General features: G+C 70.1%; 17 protein-coding genes and 2 tRNA genes. 12 read left to right on the top strand and 7 right to left on the bottom strand.

What is annotated here, in order from left to right:
• The first annotated feature begins 60 nt into the window (after positions 1-60).
• The 7 genes from ehuB to AB0436_RS14520 all read left to right on the top strand — a co-directional run bounded on the left by ehuB (position 61) and on the right by AB0436_RS14520 (position 5,783).
• Positions 61-972 (top strand): ectoine/hydroxyectoine ABC transporter substrate-binding protein EhuB, encoded by a 912-nt coding sequence (gene ehuB / locus AB0436_RS14550; RefSeq protein WP_366468179.1) that lies wholly within the window; start codon positions 61-63, stop codon positions 970-972.
• On the top strand, positions 969-1,640 hold the full coding sequence (gene ehuC, locus AB0436_RS14545; RefSeq protein WP_366468178.1) for an ectoine/hydroxyectoine ABC transporter permease subunit EhuC: 672 nt from the start codon (positions 969-971) through the stop codon (positions 1,638-1,640). Before ehuB ends, ehuC begins: the two co-directional genes overlap by 4 nt.
• Complete coding sequence (gene ehuD, locus AB0436_RS14540; RefSeq protein WP_366468177.1) at positions 1,637-2,290, top strand: ectoine/hydroxyectoine ABC transporter permease subunit EhuD; 654 nt, start codon at positions 1,637-1,639, stop codon at positions 2,288-2,290. The genes ehuC and ehuD overlap by 4 nt, the downstream gene beginning before the upstream one ends.
• Positions 2,280-3,065: an amino acid ABC transporter ATP-binding protein gene (locus tag AB0436_RS14535; protein WP_366468176.1), complete on the top strand. Its 786-nt coding sequence runs from the start codon at positions 2,280-2,282 to the stop codon at positions 3,063-3,065. Before ehuD ends, AB0436_RS14535 begins: the two co-directional genes overlap by 11 nt.
• Positions 3,066-3,229: 164 nt before the next feature.
• Positions 3,230-3,988: an IclR family transcriptional regulator C-terminal domain-containing protein gene (locus tag AB0436_RS14530; RefSeq protein WP_366468175.1), complete on the top strand. Its 759-nt coding sequence runs from the start codon at positions 3,230-3,232 to the stop codon at positions 3,986-3,988.
• Between the two features lie 52 nt (positions 3,989-4,040).
• Positions 4,041-4,114, top strand: a tRNA-Lys gene (locus AB0436_RS14525).
• 106 nt (positions 4,115-4,220) lie between these two features.
• Positions 4,221-5,783: an MFS transporter gene (locus AB0436_RS14520; protein WP_366468174.1), complete on the top strand. Its 1,563-nt coding sequence runs from the start codon at positions 4,221-4,223 to the stop codon at positions 5,781-5,783.
• Here AB0436_RS14520 and AB0436_RS14515 read toward each other — a convergent pair.
• Positions 5,765-6,928 carry an SPFH domain-containing protein gene (locus AB0436_RS14515; protein ID WP_366468173.1) on the bottom strand — a complete coding sequence of 388 codons (1,164 nt, stop codon included), beginning with the start codon at positions 6,926-6,928 and terminating at the stop codon, positions 5,765-5,767. The two genes, AB0436_RS14520 and AB0436_RS14515, sit on opposite strands and share 19 nt — an antisense overlap.
• Entirely contained in the window at positions 6,925-8,163 is a 1,239-nt protein-coding gene (locus AB0436_RS14510; protein WP_366468172.1) for a peptidoglycan-binding protein, read from the bottom strand. Before AB0436_RS14510 ends, AB0436_RS14515 begins: the two co-directional genes overlap by 4 nt.
• A 200-nt stretch (positions 8,164-8,363) precedes the next feature.
• Here AB0436_RS14510 and AB0436_RS14505 point away from each other — a divergent pair.
• Positions 8,364-8,437 (top strand) — tRNA-Lys (locus tag AB0436_RS14505).
• A gap of 61 nt (positions 8,438-8,498) precedes the next feature.
• Here the strand turns inward: AB0436_RS14505 and AB0436_RS14500 are convergent.
• A complete protein-coding gene (locus AB0436_RS14500) occupies positions 8,499-9,167 on the bottom strand; it encodes a class F sortase (RefSeq protein ID WP_366468171.1) in 669 nt (222 codons plus the stop codon).
• A gap of 1 nt (position 9,168) precedes the next feature.
• Positions 9,169-9,705 (bottom strand): hypothetical protein, encoded by a 537-nt coding sequence (locus AB0436_RS14495; protein WP_366468170.1) that lies wholly within the window; start codon positions 9,703-9,705, stop codon positions 9,169-9,171.
• Between the two features lie 146 nt (positions 9,706-9,851).
• Between AB0436_RS14495 and AB0436_RS14490 the strand changes: the two genes are divergently transcribed.
• Both AB0436_RS14490 and AB0436_RS14485 read left to right on the top strand, forming a co-directional pair.
• Entirely contained in the window at positions 9,852-10,631 is a 780-nt protein-coding gene (locus AB0436_RS14490) for an HAD-IIA family hydrolase (RefSeq protein WP_366468169.1), read from the top strand.
• A gap of 90 nt (positions 10,632-10,721) precedes the next feature.
• Entirely contained in the window at positions 10,722-11,798 is a 1,077-nt protein-coding gene (locus AB0436_RS14485) for a Gfo/Idh/MocA family oxidoreductase (RefSeq protein WP_366468168.1), read from the top strand.
• Positions 11,799-11,886: 88 nt separating this feature from the next.
• Here the strand turns inward: AB0436_RS14485 and AB0436_RS14480 are convergent, their stop codons facing one another.
• The 3 genes from AB0436_RS14480 to AB0436_RS14470 form a co-directional block, all read right to left on the bottom strand.
• Positions 11,887-12,744, bottom strand: coding sequence for a fumarylacetoacetate hydrolase family protein (locus AB0436_RS14480; protein WP_366468167.1), 858 nt, complete (start codon positions 12,742-12,744; stop codon positions 11,887-11,889).
• Between the two features lie 157 nt (positions 12,745-12,901).
• A complete protein-coding gene (locus tag AB0436_RS14475; RefSeq protein WP_366468166.1) occupies positions 12,902-13,663 on the bottom strand; it encodes a YidC/Oxa1 family membrane protein insertase in 762 nt (253 codons plus the stop codon).
• A gap of 96 nt (positions 13,664-13,759) precedes the next feature.
• Positions 13,760-14,074 (bottom strand): DUF6412 domain-containing protein, encoded by a 315-nt coding sequence (locus AB0436_RS14470; protein ID WP_366468165.1) that lies wholly within the window; start codon positions 14,072-14,074, stop codon positions 13,760-13,762.
• 206 nt (positions 14,075-14,280) lie between these two features.
• Between AB0436_RS14470 and AB0436_RS14465 the strand changes: the two genes are divergently transcribed.
• Positions 14,281-15,117, top strand: a complete 837-nt coding sequence (locus AB0436_RS14465) for a hypothetical protein (protein ID WP_366468164.1) — start codon at positions 14,281-14,283, stop codon at positions 15,115-15,117.
• A 127-nt stretch (positions 15,118-15,244) separates the two neighbouring features.
• Positions 15,245-16,240 (top strand): SEC-C domain-containing protein, encoded by a 996-nt coding sequence (locus AB0436_RS14460; RefSeq protein WP_366468163.1) that lies wholly within the window; start codon positions 15,245-15,247, stop codon positions 16,238-16,240.

Raw genomic sequence — 16,240 nt, 5'->3', positions numbered from 1 at the left:
CCCTCAACTCGGCGGAAATTGGCCCGCATATCTCGGCTGGAGCCGGGTAGCCGCGCGCCCATGGCTTCACCACCAGGGAACGACTCAGGAAGCACGACAAGACGGTCCATCCAGCCCATACGGCGCAGGTCGCTCCTGTTCGGCGCGGCGGGGCTGGGCGCCGCGGGGGCGCTCGGGGCCGCCGGGTGCAGCAGGATCCCGTCGGGCGACACGCTGGCCCGGCTGAAATCCCAGGGCACCGTCCGGCTCGGCATCGCGGGAGAACAGCCGTACGGCTACGTCGACAAGAACGGCGATTTCACCGGGGAGGCGGTCGAGCTCGCAAAGATCATCTTCAAGCGTCTCGGCATTGCTCATGTCCAGCCGGTGGCCACCGACTTCGGTTCACTGATTCCGGGACTCAACTCCCAGCAGTTCGACGTGGTCTCGGCCGGGATGTACATCAACCACGACCGGTGCCAGCAGGTGATCTTCGCCGATCCCGAGTACCAGATGCTGGACGCCTTCATCGTCCGCAAGGGAAACCCGAAGAACCTGCACAACTACGAGGACTGCTTCAAGGCCAAGGCGAAGTTCGCCACCGGCACCGCGTACGCCGAGATCGCCTACGCCGTCGCCGCGGGCTACAAGGAGAAGGACATCGTCATTCTCCAGGACCAGGTCGCCGGCCTGAACGCCGTCGAGACCGGCCGTGTCGATGTCTTCGCGGGTACCTCGCTCACCGTCCGCGAGGTGGTGAAGAAGAGCCACCGGGCCGAGGGCACCAAGGCCTTCGCCACCACCATCGACGGCAAGAAGAAGATCGACGGCGGGGGTTTCACGTTCCGTCGCACCGACACCTCGCTCCGCGATGCCTTCAACGTCCAGATCCACAAGATGAAGAAGAGCGGTGAACTCTTCCGGGTACTCCAGCCGTTCGGGTTCACCAAGGACGAGATGACCACGCTGACGGCCAAGGAGCTGTGCGCATGACGTCGGGACTGTGGACCCACTGGGTGCTCCCGGGCATCTGGATAACCATCCAGCTCACCATCTACAGCGCCGCGCTGGCGACGGTGGTGGCCTTCGCCATAGGCACCGCTCGTACCCATCACTCGCGCTTCGTGCGCTTCCTGGCCGGCGCCTACACCGAAATCTTCCGCGGCACATCAGCGCTTGTCCTGATGTTCTGGATCTTCTTCGTGCTGCCGAACCTCTTCGGCTGGGCCCTGGTGCCGATGTGGGCGGCCGTGCTCGCCCTTGGCCTGTCGTACGGGGCGTACGGCGCCGAGATCGTGCGCGGCGGTCTGCAGGCGGTGGCGCCCGCCCAGCGGGAGGCGGGCATCGCGCTCAACTTCACACCGTGGCAGCGACTGCGGCTGATTCTGCTGCCGCAGGCCATCCCGGAGATGATGCCGCCGTTCTCGAACCTGCTCGTCGAGCTGCTCAAGGGCACCGCGCTGGTCTCACTGCTCGGCGTCGGAGATGTGTCGTTCGCCGCCTATCTGGTGCGGCTCGCCACCCAGGAGAGTTCCCAAATCTACTCGATCATCCTGGTCATCTACTTCGTCATCGCTTTCGTACTCACCCGCGGGATGCGGGCACTTGAGCGCAAGACCAGGGCCAATCTCGGTCTCACGGCCACCGGAGGTGCCCGATGAACACATGGGACTGGTCCGCTGTCTCGGACTTCATGCCGTATCTCTGGGACGGTCTGCTCACCACTCTGCGGATCCTCGTGCTCGGCTCAGTGCTCTCCTTCGCCCTGGGTCTGGTCTGGGCGCTCGGCTACCGGACGAAGACACGATTCGTGCGGTGGCCGGTGAACTTCGTCACCGAGTTCATCCGCAACACCCCGCTGCTGGTGCAGCTGTTCTTCCTCTACTTCGTGCTGCCGGACTGGGGCATCCAGTTCTCCGCCATCACCACCGGCACGGTGGCGATCGGCCTGCACTACTCGACGTACACCGCCCAGGTCTACCGGGCCGGCATCGACGCCGTACCGGTCGGGCAGTGGGAGGCGGCCACCGCGCTGTCCCTGCCGCTGAGCCGTACCTGGACAGCGGTGATCCTGCCGCAGGCGATCCGCCGCGTCCTGCCGGCCCTCGGCAACTACGTCATCGCCATGTTGAAGGACACCCCGCTGGTCGTCGCGATCAGCGTGCTCGACCTGCTCGGCGAGGCCCGCCAGCAGGGCGGACTGACCTTCCACAGCAACGAGACGATCACCGTCGTCGGCATTGCCTTCATCGTCATCGCCTACCCGGCATCTCTTCTTGTCCGAGCCCTGGAGCGCCGCCTTGTCCGCTGACGCGATACCCGCGAACCCCGAGACCCCCGTCACCGCGAGCGAGCTGATCCGCTTCGAGAACGTCACGAAGAGGTTCGGCGACAACACCGTCCTCGACAATCTCTGCTTCTCGGTACAGCCGGGCAAGCACGTCACGCTGATCGGCCCCTCCGGGTCCGGCAAGACGACGATCCTCAGACTTCTGATGACCCTGCTCAAGCCGGACGAAGGCGTGATCACGGTCAACGGGGCCAAGCTCTTCCCCTCCGAGGGGGAGAAGCAGCTCCGCGAGGTCCGCAAGAACATCGGCATGGTCTTCCAGCAGTTCAACCTCTTCCCGAACATGTCGGTGCAGCGCAACATCACCGAGGCCCCGGTCCGGGTGCTGGGGATGTCGCAGGACGAGGCCGCCGAGCGGGCCAAGGGCCTGCTCGACCTGGTGGGGCTCGGTGACCGTGCCGATGCCAAGCCGAACCAGCTGTCCGGCGGTCAGCAGCAGCGGGTGGCCATCGCCCGTGCGCTGGCGATGCGGCCGCAGGTGCTGCTGCTCGACGAGGTGACGTCGGCTCTGGACCCGGAGCTGGTCGCCGGTGTGCTCGACGTGCTGCGGGACATCGCACGTTCCACCGACATCACCATGCTGTGCGTCACCCACGAGATGAACTTCGCCAGGGACATCTCCGACGACGTGCTGATGTTCGACTCCGGAAAGGTGATCGAATCCGGATCGCCGGAAAAAATCTTCAGCGAGCCGGAGCACGAACGCACGCGCGAATTCCTCAGCGCGGTGCTCTGACCACGGTGTCTCCACGGAGGGCATGACCTTGGCATATGCCACGGTGGCGCGCCCCAGCGTAACGGCCCGGGACGCGCCACCGAGTCATCAACAGCCTCCCCATAAAAGGCTCTTGGCCGTTATCGTGGTACGCGAGCAAGCGGTCACAACCTGTAGGGGGAACCGTGGCGCTGAAGCCCGAGCCGACTGCGCCGTTCCACTCGGTGCAGTACGCACTGCGCGTGCTGGAGTCCGTCTCCAAGTGCGGCACCGGTGTCACCGACACCCAGATCGGCCGCGACACCGGCCTCCCCGCCGCCCATCTCTCCTCGCTGCTGCTGATGCTCCGCCGCGAGGGATACGTCGAGCAGGTCAGCGACGGCGCCTATGTGACCGGCGACTCGCTCGTCCTCCTCGGCTCCGGCGCCACCCGCGAGGCGGCCCTCGCGGCCAAGCTCCGTGACACCCTGACCCGGCTGCGGGACTCGGTGGGGGCCGCGGTCTACATCAGCCGGTACATCGACGGCGAGGTCCGGGTCACCCAGGTCGCCGACGGACCGCTCACCCCGGCCGTCCAGGAGTGGGTGGACTTCCGTTCGTCGGCCCATGCGAGCGCGGCAGGCAAATGCCTGCTCACCCAGCTCGACCACAACGGCCGCCGCGACCACCTCTCGCGCCACAAGATCGCCCGGCTGACCTCCAGGACCATCACCAACGAGCGGGTGCTGTTCTCCCGGCTGGACTCCCAGCCGGCCACGGTCCCGATGCTCGACATCCAGGAATACGCGGTGGGCACGGTGTGCGCCGCCGTACCCCTCACCGCGGGCTCCGCGGTCGGGTGCCTGGCCCTCTCACTGCCGATCGAGCACGCCCATCGCCTGCGCTCGGCGGCGGAGGCGCTCAACCGGCAGGCCGCGCCGGTGGTGCTCTCGCTGACCATCTGAGCCACTGGTTTGGAGCACCCCTTCGGACCAGGTATTCTTTGCGGGTCAGCAGGCGCCGCTAGCTCAGTTGGTTAGAGCAGCTGACTCTTAATCAGCGGGTCCGGGGTTCGAGTCCCTGGCGGCGCACCGACAGAAGAAGCCCCTCGCGGAAGCGGGGGGCTTTTTCGTGCGCCCGACAAAGATCTATACGCTTGTACTAGACGCGCGTATTAAACAGCCGTACAGTTCTGGCATGCCGAATCAGCCGAGCACAACAGCCCTGGCCGGCCGCAAGCAGTGGACCGCCTTCGTCGTCCTCCTGCTGCCGCTTCTCCTGGTCTCGATGGACGTCTCCATCCTCTTCTTCGCCATCCCCGCCATCACCCGAGAGCTCGACCCCACCAGCACCCAGCAGCTGTGGATCTTCGACATCTACGCTCTGACGCTGGCGGGACTGCTCATCACCATGGGCTCACTGGGCGACCGGATCGGCCGCCGCAAGCTGCTGCTGTTCGGTGCCGCGGCCTTCGGTGTGGCCTCGGTCGGGGCCGCGTACGCCCAGAGCGCCGAGATGCTGATCGCCGCGCGGGCGGTGCTCGGCATCGGCGGGGCGACCCTGATGCCGTCGACCATGGCGCTGATCCGCAACATGTTCACCGACGAGAAGCAGCGCACCAAGGCGATCGGCATCTGGTCGGGTGCCATGGCCGGCGGTATCGCGCTGGGCTCGGTGATGAGCGGCATCATGCTGGAGCACTTCTGGTGGGGCTCGGTCTTCCTGATCAACGTGCCGGCGATGCTTCTGCTGCTGGTCCTGGCGCCCGTGCTGGTACCGGAGTTCAAGGGCGCCGAACGGGGCAGATTCGATCTGCTGAGCGTGCCGCTGTCGATGGGGTCCGTACTCCCCGTCATCTACGGGCTCAAGGAGATCGCCGCCTACGGCTTCAGCCTCCCGCGGATGCTGTGGATCGCGGCGGGCGCGGTCGTCGGCTGGCTCTTCGTACGCCGTCAGCGCCGCACCACCCACGCGATGATCAGCCGGGAACTCTTCCGCGGCCGTGGCTTCGGCGCCGGGATCACGCTCAACGCGCTGGCGGCCTTCGCGATGATGGGCTCCGCGTACTTCACCACGCAGTATCTGCAGTCGGTACTCGGTATGAGCACGATGCGGGCCGCGCTCTGGTCCATGGCGCCGTCGATCGCTGTGGGCATCGCCGCGCCGACCGCCTCCGCGATCGCCCAGAAGGTCGAGCGGGCGTATGTCGTCACCGCCGGGTTCCTCATCGCCGCGGGCGGCTTCGCGCTGCTCTTCTGCGTGGGCACCGACGCACTCTGGCTACTGCTGGCCGGCGCGGCCGTGAGCAGCTGCGGCATAGTCACGGTGATGGCGCTGGTCGCCGACATGGCGCTGTCGTCGGCTCCGGTGGCGAAGGCCGGTTCGGCCGCGTCGCTGCTGGAAACCGGGCAGGAGTTCGGCGGGGCGCTGGGAATGGCGATCCTCGGGTCGATCGGTACGGCGGTGTACCGGGCGAACATGCCGGCCGCGGCCCCTGCGCAGTCCCGCGAAACGCTCGCCGGGGCGACCGCGACCGGGGATCCGGGGCTGGTGCACATGGCGCGGGAGGCGTTCGTCTCGGGGATGCACGGGGCGGCGGTCGGCGGCGCGGTGCTGCTTCTGCTGGGCGCGGCGCTGGCGCCGGCGCTGCTGCGCGCCCGGCGCCGGCCGGCCGGTGACGTACCGCCGGCCCGCGTCGAGCTGAGCGAAGTTGCCGTGGCCGCCGGAGCAGACCGAACCGATCACACGCGCGCCGAGTAGAAGGCGATCGTCAGATCCTTGACGAGGGTGTTGCGGCCGGCGACGTCCAGCTCGACGAGTCCGCGCGCGGTCAGTCGGTCGACGGCGTCCGCCACCTCGTCCACCACCGAGGACAGCACTGCTTCCCGGTGGAGCGCGTCGACGGCCGCGTTCCTGCGCCGCTGCAGCGCCCCGGCCACCTCGGGCGCGTAGTCGATCCGGACCGGCTGGGCGGAGCACACCTCGATCCCCGCCGGCAGCACGCTCGTGTGCAGCAGCCGGGTCAACGCCTCGCCGACCGCGTCGGTGTCCCGGAGCGTCGGCGCGTCCCCGCCGAAGGCGTCGGCCGGCAACTGCGCCATCACCCGCGCGACCGCGGCTTCGAGCTGTTCGCCCAGATACTCCTCGTGGTCCGCGACGGCGTGCACCGCCTTCGCGGTGTCCGCGACCCGCCAGACCACGAGCACCGCCACCCGCAGCGCGGTGCCCTCGGCGTCCGCCGCGCACACCGGCTCGCTGCGCCAGTGCCGCAGCCGTACGTCGACCGGGCGGCGCTGCAGCAGCGGGCTTGTCCACAGCAGTCCGGTCCGCCGCACGCTGCCCCGGTAATGGCCGAAACGGGACAGCACCAGGACCTGCCCGGTCCGGCCGCGGCCGAGACCGAGGAAGGCGAACAGCGTCAGCGCGGTGAGCAGGATGAGCGCCACTTCGGCGCCGAGCCCGACACCCTGGTACGGGTACGGCTCGAGGCCCACCGCGATGGCCAGCGCGTCCGGGACCAGCCCGGTCAGCCAGATCAGCCGGAGCAGACCGGCGAGCGCCGCGGCCCCGCCGAGCACCGCGACCACCCCCGGCACCGAGGGAGCGGCCCGTTCGGTCAGCCGGGGATCGCCGGCCGGCGACGGCCGGTCGGCGACGGCCAGGCGCACTGCCTTCGGGAGCTGCTGCTTGCGGCCGGCCGCCGGACCGGCGCCCGCATCGCCGGCCGGCGCGGCCGAGGCCCGGCCGGGCCTCGGCGAGACGGCGTCCGGGCCGTCCTCACGGAACAGCAGATGCACCGGGATCTCGATCGTGGAGTCGTTCCCGATGACCGCGGGCCTGCGCCCCTGCGCGTGATCCACCGGGTCGGACCCTCCGCCCGCCGGCACGGCCGTCGCCTCTGTCATGCGAACATTCGCCTCCCTGCGTCTGCCGGGCGGTGCCCGGAGGCACCGGACCAACCCGGCTCGATATGCCCCGCCCCGATGTGTCCTGTCGCGGTCGGCACGACACCGTGGTTGCTCTTCGCGGCCGGGATGTTCTTGCCCTTGCCGGTCACCAGCAGCTTCCAGGTGGTAGGTCCCGGCAGGCCGTCCGCGTTCGCCCCCGACCAGCCCTGGGCGCGCTGAAAGGCCTGGGTGGCCCGCCGGTCGGCCGCACTCCAGCCGGGCCCCGGACCCGTCGCGTAGAAGCGGCCGCCGCCCCGCGCCACCAGCTTCTTGCCCAGCCGGGTGACATGGGCGTTCTTCTTGCCCTTGCCGAAGTACTTCTTCCCCGGGTAGGCGGTGGACGAGGCCGAGCCGCCGGCGCCGGTGGTCAGGCCCCGGTAGCGATAGGCCACATAGCGGCTGGAGTTGGACCAGTAGGCGTACGGCGTGGACCGGGTGCGGGTGTGCGGCGGAGTCTGCTCGTAGGCCTTGTAGTAGGTGTGCGCGCTGGTGGTCCAGCCGCCGAAGATGGTGACGTGCGAGCCCTTCTTGGGGTTCGCCGGGTTGTGGAAGAGCAGGATGTCCCCGGGCTGCAGATCGGACTTGGAGATGCGGACGCCGTACTGCGCCAGGCTCCCGGTCCACTCGTTCTGCTTCAGACCCCAGGCCATCGAGACGTAGCCCGAACAGTCCTGCCGGTACCCGTCCGACCAGTGCTTGGTCGTGCTGTACGGGACGCGGGCCGCCACCCAGAGCTTCGCGCGGTCGATGATGGCCGACCTGGTGGTGGCGGGCAGGGACGGCGGGGTCTTCTGCGCGGTGGCCTGTTCGGCCGACGGGCTCCGGGTGGGATCGGGCCGGGGGGTGTCGGACTGGTGGGTATCGGACTGGTGGGTGTCGGACTGGTGGGTGTCGGACTGGTGGGTGTCGGCCGTCTGCTTCGTGGCATCCGACGCCTCACCAGCCGTACTCGGAGGCGCACTTGCCCCGGCCGGAGCCGGCGGAGCGGGATCCGCGGCCGCCGCCGATCCCCCGCCCAGTACCATTCCGGCCGCTGTGGCGAGGACGAGCGCCTGGCGGGCGCGGCGCGCCCGCAGCTGACCGCGGCCCTTCGGCGACGGTGCGCGCGGTGCCGGGTTGCGCCGGTCGGCGTGCCCGCCACGACCGCGGTGGCTCGCAGGTTCGTACTTCTCCTCGAAGACCGGAAGCGTCATCCGTGTGCCCTCCACGTCTGTTGCAGGTGTGCCGCACGTGTTGCTGCACGTGTTTGCTGGGGTATCTGCACGGTCGTCAGCTTCTCAACTGTTATGAGGAATCGCATTTTGATGGGTGAAATGGGTGCGAAACGAACAGGTGACTCAGTGACAGGTCCGGAGCACCGCCGAACGTCCGGTAAAGTTCTCCGGGTCAGCAGGCGCCGCTAGCTCAGTTGGTTAGAGCAGCTGACTCTTAATCAGCGGGTCCGGGGTTCGAGTCCCTGGCGGCGCACCGACAGAAGAAGCCCCTCGCCTCACGGCGAGGGGCTTCTTCGTTCCGGGCCGACGGCTGGTCAGTGTTCGAGTACGGCCGTCAGATAGCCGGATACCACGACATTCGCCGTGTACGTCTGCGCCGTGCGGTCGTACGAGCCCCCGCAGGTGATCAGCCGCAGCTCGGCGCGGCCCTTCTCCCGCTGGCCGTACACCTTCTTCGGGTCGAAGCGGTCGCGCCGGAAGACGTGGACGTCGTCGATGGTGAACTCGGTGTGCGAGCCGTCCTCGCCCTCCACCCGGATCTTCTCGCCCGGGCGGGCCGCACTCAGACCGTAGAAGACCGCCGGCTCGCGGCGGGTGTCGACGTGGCCGACGAGCAGGGCGGCGCCCTTCGCACCGGGACGGGTGCCGGCGCCGAACCAGCCGACCTCGCCCGGATTGTCGAACGGCGGCGGGTCCACGGCGCCGTTGTCGTCGAGGCCGCGCGGAACGACGGGGGCACGGATGCCCAGCGCCGGAATCTCCACGCGCTCCGGCGTCGCGCCCTTGACCGGGCGGTGGGCCGGCGGCAGGGCCACGCCGAGCGGGCGGCCGACCGCGGCCACGTCGCCGGTCCTCGGCCCCAGAGCGCCGTCCGGCCCGTCGGCGATCCGGCGGCCCCACAGCCACAGCCCGAGCAGCAGTACGGCCCAGGCCACCCCGATCAGCAGCCGCCCGTGGCCCGGGCCGGAATCCTTGGAGGACATGTCACTCGTCGTCCCGCCGCCGCCGGAAACCTCGCGCCGCCACCGTCACCGCGGCGATCCCCGCGACCACCAGTCCCAGCACGGCGTTCCGGGTCCCTGCCGCGTCCTCTTCCGCCGCCAGCACCGCCATACCGCCGCCGCCGGCGTGCACGGGCGCGGTGGGCGTGGGCAGCGGCACCGTGGCGGTCCGCCGTACGACGGTGACGCGGCCGGCCGAACGCCGGCCGTGGCACCTGACCTCGACCGGGTACACCTTCGCCGCGACGTCCGCCCGGATCCGGGCCTCCGCGTACATGGCGCCCTCGTCGGCCGCCGGCGAGAACGCCACGTCGGCCGCGAACGCCGTCGACGTCGCCACGATCCTGCCGCCGGGGCAGTGCACCCTGAGGTCCACTTCCTCCCCCGGGGAGATGACGGACGGGCTGACGACGACCGTCCCCGGCCCCTCTGCGGCCTGCGCAGCCGTGGCGGCCGTCGCGGGGAGCAGGGCCGCCGTGGCCGCGGCGGCGCCACAGAGGGTGACTGATATCAAACGCATGGTGAGCCTCCTGGTACTCCGAAGGTTCACCCATTCCGCGGCTTCCCGCATCCCGGAAGGCCCGCGCATCCGACAGCGCGGGCGGCTTCTTCCGCCTATGGGATGATCGCAGCATTGCCGCCGCGCACCCGCAGGAGACTCGTCCCATGACCCAGCGCAAGCCCATCGAATCCTGGCTCACGGACATGGACGGCGTGCTCATGCACGAAGGTGTTCCCGTGCCCGGAGCCGACGCCTTCATCAGGCGTCTGCGGGAGTCGGAACGACCGTTCCTGGTCCTGACGAACAACTCGATCTACACGCCTCGGGACCTGTCGGCCCGGCTGAGCCGGATCGGCTTGGACGTGCCCACCGAGAACATCTGGACTTCGGCGCTGGCGACGGCCAACTTCCTGGAGAACCAGCACCCCGGAGGCACGGCCTACGTGATCGGCGAGGCCGGCCTGACGACGGCCCTGCACGACGCCGGGTACATCCTCACCGACGTGGACCCCGACTTCGTGATCCTGGGTGAGACCCGGACCTACTCGTTCGAGGCACTGACCAAGGCCATTCGACTGATCAACAAGGGTGCGCGGTTCATCGCCACCAACCCCGACAGCACCGGCCCCTCGGCCGAAGGGGACCTGCCTGCCACCGGCTCCGTGGCGGCTCTGATCACGAAGGCCACCGGCAAGGACCCGTACTTCGTGGGGAAGCCGAATCCGCTCATGATGCGCACCGGGCTGAACACCATCGGCGCGCACTCGGAGTCCTCGGCGATGATCGGGGACCGGATGGACACGGATGTCCTGGCGGGTCTCGAGGCCGGGATGGAGACGTTCCTGGTGCTGACCGGGCTGACCCAGCCCGCTGACGTCGAGCGGTACCCGTTCCGGCCCACCCGGATCGTCGACTCCATCGCTGACCTGGTGGAGTTGGTCTGACGGAGCTGGTCCGGTGCAACTGGTCCGGTGCAGTCGGGCCGGTCAGCCGGCATTTCCCATCGCGGTCGGATCATTGATTGAGTGGGATCCATGACCGCCACCCCGCTCCGCGTAGGACTCGTCGGCTATGGCCTCGCGGGTTCCGTCTTCCATGCGCCGCTGATCGCCGCCACCGAAGGACTCGTCCTCGACACGATCGTCACCTCGAACGAGGAGCGGCGCCAGCAGGCCCGCGCCGAGTTTCCCGACGTCCGCTTCGCGGCCGCACCCGACGATCTCTGGTCGCGCGCCGGCGAGCTGGATCTGATCGTGATCGCGTCACCGAACAAGACGCACGTTCCGGTCGCGACCGCCGCACTCGAGGCAGGTCTGCCGGTCGTCGTGGACAAGCCGATCGCCGGCACGGCGGCCGAGGCGCGTGAGCTCGCGGCGCTGGCCGACGCACGCGGGCTGCTGCTCTCGGTGTTCCAGAACCGCCGCTGGGACAACGACTTCCTGACTCTCCAAAAGCTGCTCGCCGACGGCGCGCTGGGCGACGTGCAGCGGTTCGAGTCACGGTTCGAGCGGTGGCGTCCGCGGCCGAAGGGCGGCTGGCGCGAGTCCGGTGACCCGCTGGAGATCGGCGGGCTGCTGTACGACCTGGGCAGCCACGTCGTCGACCAGGCCCTGGTCCTCTTCGGCCCCGCTGTCCGGGTGTACGCCGAGTCGGACGTACGCCGCCCCGGCGCCCAGGCCGACGACGACACCTTCATCGCGATCACCCACGCGAACGGTGTCCGCTCCCATCTGTACGTCTCGGCAACCACCGCCCAGCTCGGGCCGCGCTTTCGGGTGCTCGGCTCGGCGGCCGGTTATGTGAAGTACGGCCTGGACCCGCAGGAGGCCGCCCTCCGCGACGGCGGGCGACCGGCCGCCGCCGGGGAGAGCTGGGGCGAGGAGCCGGAGTCGCAGTGGGGCCGCCTCGGTTCCGGCGAGTCCCCGCTGACCGGCGGCGGCGCGGTCGTACCGACGCTGCCCGGCGACTACCCGGCGTACTACGCAGCGGTCGCCCACGCCCTGCGCACCGGCGGCCGGCCACCCGTCACCGCGACGGAGGCGGCGGCGACCCTGGACGTGCTGGAGGCCGCCCGCCGTTCCGCGCGGGACGGGACCGCGGTGCGGCTGTGAAATCGGCGGAGGAGCGCCCGCCCCTCCGCCGATTCACCGGCTGAGCCGGCCGTCTGAACCGACCGCCTGAACCGGCCGCCTGAACCGGCTAAGCCGAGCGCAGTACCTGCCGCTGCTTGCCCAGACCGCCGATCTCGAGCTCCACCACATCGCCCGCCCGCAGATACGGCTTCGGCTCGGGCTGCCCCATGGCCACCCCGGCCGGGGTGCCGGTGTTGATGACGTCTCCGGGGTAGAGGGTCATGAACTGGCTGAGGTAGCGCACGACCTCCCCCACCGGGAAGATCTGGTCGGCGGTCTTGCCGTCCTGCTTCAGCTCACCGTTCACCCACAGCTTCAGCGGCAGCGCCTGCGGGTCGGGCACTTCATCGGCCGTCACCAGCCACGGGCCGAGCGGGTTGAAGGTCTCGCAGTTCTTGCCCTTGTCCCACTGGCCGCCGCGCTCGATCTGGAACTCGCGTTCCGAGACGTCGTGGGCGATCGCGTACCCGGCCACATGCCCCAGCGCCTCCTCGGCCGACCCGAGGTAGCGGGCCGTGCGCCCGATGACGACCGCGAGCTCGACCTCCCAGTCGGTCTTCGCGCTGCCACGCGGCACCAGCACGGTGTCGTCGGGGCCGACCACCGTGTCGGGCGCCTTCATGAAGAGGATCGGCTCGGACGGGATCGCCGCGCCGGTCTCGGTGGCGTGGTCGTGGTAGTTCAGCCCGATGCAGACGATCTTGCCGATACGGGCGACCGGCGGCCCGGTCCGCAGCCCCTCCGCTTCGATCGCGGGCAGCACACCGGCGGCGGCCGCTGCCCGTACCCGGGAGAGCGCGGCCTCGTCGGCCAGCAGGTCACCGTCGATGTCGGTGACGAGGCCCGACAGGTCGCGCAGGATTCCGCGCTCGTCCAGCAGAGCGGGGCGCTCGGCCCCGGCGGTTCCGACTCGGAGCAACTTCATGGTCAGTCTCCCAACGATTTCGACCGGCCCGGCCGATGGGGTGCGGCCATCGGGGGATTGGCTGATCCTCCAATTTGGCGGTCCACTCCGCAAGACCCCGTTCACAAGCTGGACCGTGCCGCTCCGCCGCCGGGCTGTGTCCGTGCGCCCGCCGGGGTTACATCGGGCTGCTCACCACGGCCCCGGCGGGCAGCGTGTCCCGGTACAGGGCGGCCCGCTCGATGGCGGTCCAGGTGGTGCTGGTGACCACGTACAGCGCGGCGGCGAGCGGCACGTACGCCACGGTGAGCAGCGTCGCGAAGGACATCAGCGGCATCACCTTGCTCATGGTGGACATCGCGCCGGCGCCGGGCCCGTCGGGCAGCGGGTTCGGCGAGGCGGCCATCATCCGCTTGGTGCGTCCGTAGTTGAAGGTGGCGACGGCGGCGACGATCACGAAGAGCACCAGGTAGACGACGCCCTGCTCGCCGAGCAGCCCGCCGTGGCCGACGGCGTCCTCGAGCCGGCCGCCGAGCGGGCTGCCGAGGAGCGTGTGACCGAGCAGGGTGTTGGTGCTCGATCCGATGTGGGAGCTGGAGAAGAGGTGGTAGAGCAGAAAGAAGGCGGGCATCTGCAGCAGGCTGGGCAGACAGCCGCCGAGCGGGGAGATCTTCTCCTCCGCGTGCAGTTCCATCACGGCCTTCTGCATCTGCTTCGGGTCCTTGGCGTGCTTCTTGCGCAGTTCGGCGACGCGCGGCGCGATCTTGGCGCGGGCCTTCTGGCCGCGGGCGGTGGCCCGGGACAGCGGGTGCACGGCGAGTCGGACGCAGGCGGTGAAGAGGATGATCGCGGCGGCGGTGGCCGAACCGTGGAAAAGCGGCTGGAGCAGGTCGGCAAGGTGCGCGACCAAGGCGGCGAACGCGCTGAAGATCGATGACACGGGAGCCCTCCGTGGGGTCTCGTCGCAGGCCGGACAGACAGACATGTCGGCGGTGACGAACCGCGAGGGCGGAAGGACGAGCGAAGCGTGCGCGCCCTACGCGGTCGTCAGGACGGGACGACCGGGTGCTCGGGGCCTGGGCCGGCCCGAGGCGTCGGGATCGCGCTGCGGCAGGAAGGCCGTGCGCCGCTCACGGTCCCGGATCGCGGTACGGATCCTGGTCCGCGGTACGGCGGGCACCTGGCGCGAGACGACCAGCGCGCAGGCGGCCAGCGCGGAGCCGACCGCGGCCGTCGCGGCGAGCGCGACGGCGGAGGACAGCAGGCTGCCCTCGACGAGCAGCACCTCGGCGACGAGGAAGAACAGCAGCGCGGCTGCCGGGCGGGACAGGCGCATCAGGCGTCCGGCCATGGTCTTCCTCCTCTCGCGAAGCTGTTGCGTACCTCCAGCCGTTATACACGAGTCGTCAGGACCGGGTCGTGTCGCCGGCCCCACCGCCGGCCGCGCGGTACGGGCAACGAAGGCTGCCCCCGGGTACCTTCCCCGGCGGTGTCCGGCCGAGGTACCCATGAGGATTGGCTCCCGGCCGAAGCCCGCTTCCAGGAAGGTCCGCTCCCATGCGCGCGCATGACCCCGACAAGACATCCGACGCCGACCAGACCCGCGCCCGGGCGTCCCGCGCCACCGCTGTCCGTCCTGCGGACGTGACCACGGACGTGACCGCGGGACGGGGCGGCCGGTCGCCGCTGTCGCTGCGCGCCCTGCAGCGCAGCATCGGCAATGCGGCGGTGAGCCGCCTGATCGAGCAGGACCGCCACCAGCACGGCGCGGGCTGCGGCCATCAGCAGGACGCCCCCGCGGTGCAGCGGGCCGGCGATTGGAAGAACAAGCAGACGAAGGGTGCGCTCAAGGCCCTCAAGCAGCAGCACCCCGGTGACCCCCTCGTCCACACGCTGCACCACATCGCACCCAAATCGAAGCTCGCAGAGTTCGCGGCGATGCTCACCGCGACACAGCGGGGCGATGTCGTGAAGGCCCTGAAGCCACACGCCCCGACGGCCTTCACCACCGGCTCGAGCAGTCTGCAGGCCGTGTCGGATGCCCTGAAGAACCTCCCGGCCAACTACGCCGTCGGCCCCGAGCCGGGAAACAGGACGGACGACCCGGGTGCCGGCATCGACCCCAATTACGACCGTGAGGGGGCCATCACGCCCCGCTCCGAAGAGCTGGAACAGCTGAACACGCTGATCGCCGGCCTCACCAGCAGGCCCGCCGGCACCCCCGTCAGCCCCGCTGAGCTCCACACCTTCATCGCGCATGCCGTCGCCGCCTGTCAGGCGCACAACAGCATCACCGGCGGCGGAGTGGGACTCGACCGCGATCGCGTCCAGTGGCACGGAGACCCCGCGACCCGGAGCTCGCGCCGCACCGGGACCCTGAGCCCGCTCGCCTGAACGGGTCCGTGCGTGCGGCACCGCTCAGCGCGGCCGTACGCACCACCTGCCGGCAGCCGGGCTTCCCGCCGCCCCGCTCCGCACGCACCCTGACCGCACACCAGTCCACCGCAGTACGGTGTGGTCCATGCGCCCCGACACCCCTGCCGCCCACACCGCCGAAGCCGAGCGCCTGCTGCGTACCGCCGCGCAGTATCCCGAGGACCAGGAACCGCTGCTGCTGCAGGCCGCCGCCCACCTGGAGCTGGCCGACGACCGCGCCGGAGCCACCTCCCTCTACGACCAGCTGCTGACCGTCCCCGGCGTGAACCTCCCGCTGGTCAAAGCCCTGCAGGCGGCGAACCTCTGGGAGTACGGGCACGAGGCGGAGGCCCGCGCCATCATCAACGGCGTCCGCACCTCGTCTCCCGGGGACCCGGCCGCCTGGGCCATCGTCGCGGAGACCCTGGAGGCCCACGACGAACTGGACGCGGCCCATGAGACCTTCACCACAGCGCTGACCCTGCTGGTCGACCCGTCCGAAGAGGTGCCCTACGCCGCCCGGGCGCTGCTCACCGGCCGGCACCGGGTCAGCCGCCTCAAGGGCAACCCGCACGACGAGTGGGACGCCCTCGCCGACACCCTGCACGCCGGCGACATCAGCCTCGACGAACTCCACGACCCGAAACGCCTCTGGGCTCTCGGCTCCAACGACCCCGCCGTCCTCCGGGCCGAAATCGCCCGTCTCCAGTCGGAGTTGGGCACTTACCGGGCGGCTCTGTCCCGCCCCTTCCCGGTGGCCGTGCTGCACTGGCCGGCCGCCGAACTCACCGAGCTCCTCGCCGGGTATCCGGCGCTGGAGTCCGAGTACTCCTCGCACAAGGCGCACCTGACCGACATAGAGTCCGCCCTGCGCGAGCTGTCGGCGGGCGGCACCACGAACCTCGGCATCGTGTCGGGCAGCGTCCCGTCCTACGAAGCCTTCGCCGCCTCCGAGCGCACCTCCCCCTCCGACGCCGACCTCCTCCCCCAGTACGCCACCACGCTGGCCGCCCGCGGCCGCGCGGTCTCCTGGCCGCCTTCCCGCAACGCCCCGTGCTGGTGCGGGTCGACGGTCGCCTACCGGGGGTGCCACGGGGCGTAG

Source organism: Streptomyces sp. NPDC051322, from assembly GCF_040689485.1.
In the GTDB taxonomy this organism is placed as follows: domain Bacteria; phylum Actinomycetota; class Actinomycetes; order Streptomycetales; family Streptomycetaceae; genus Streptomyces.
Note: the sequence above shows the minus strand (reverse complement) of the source record. Positions and strands in the feature narration are given on the sequence as shown.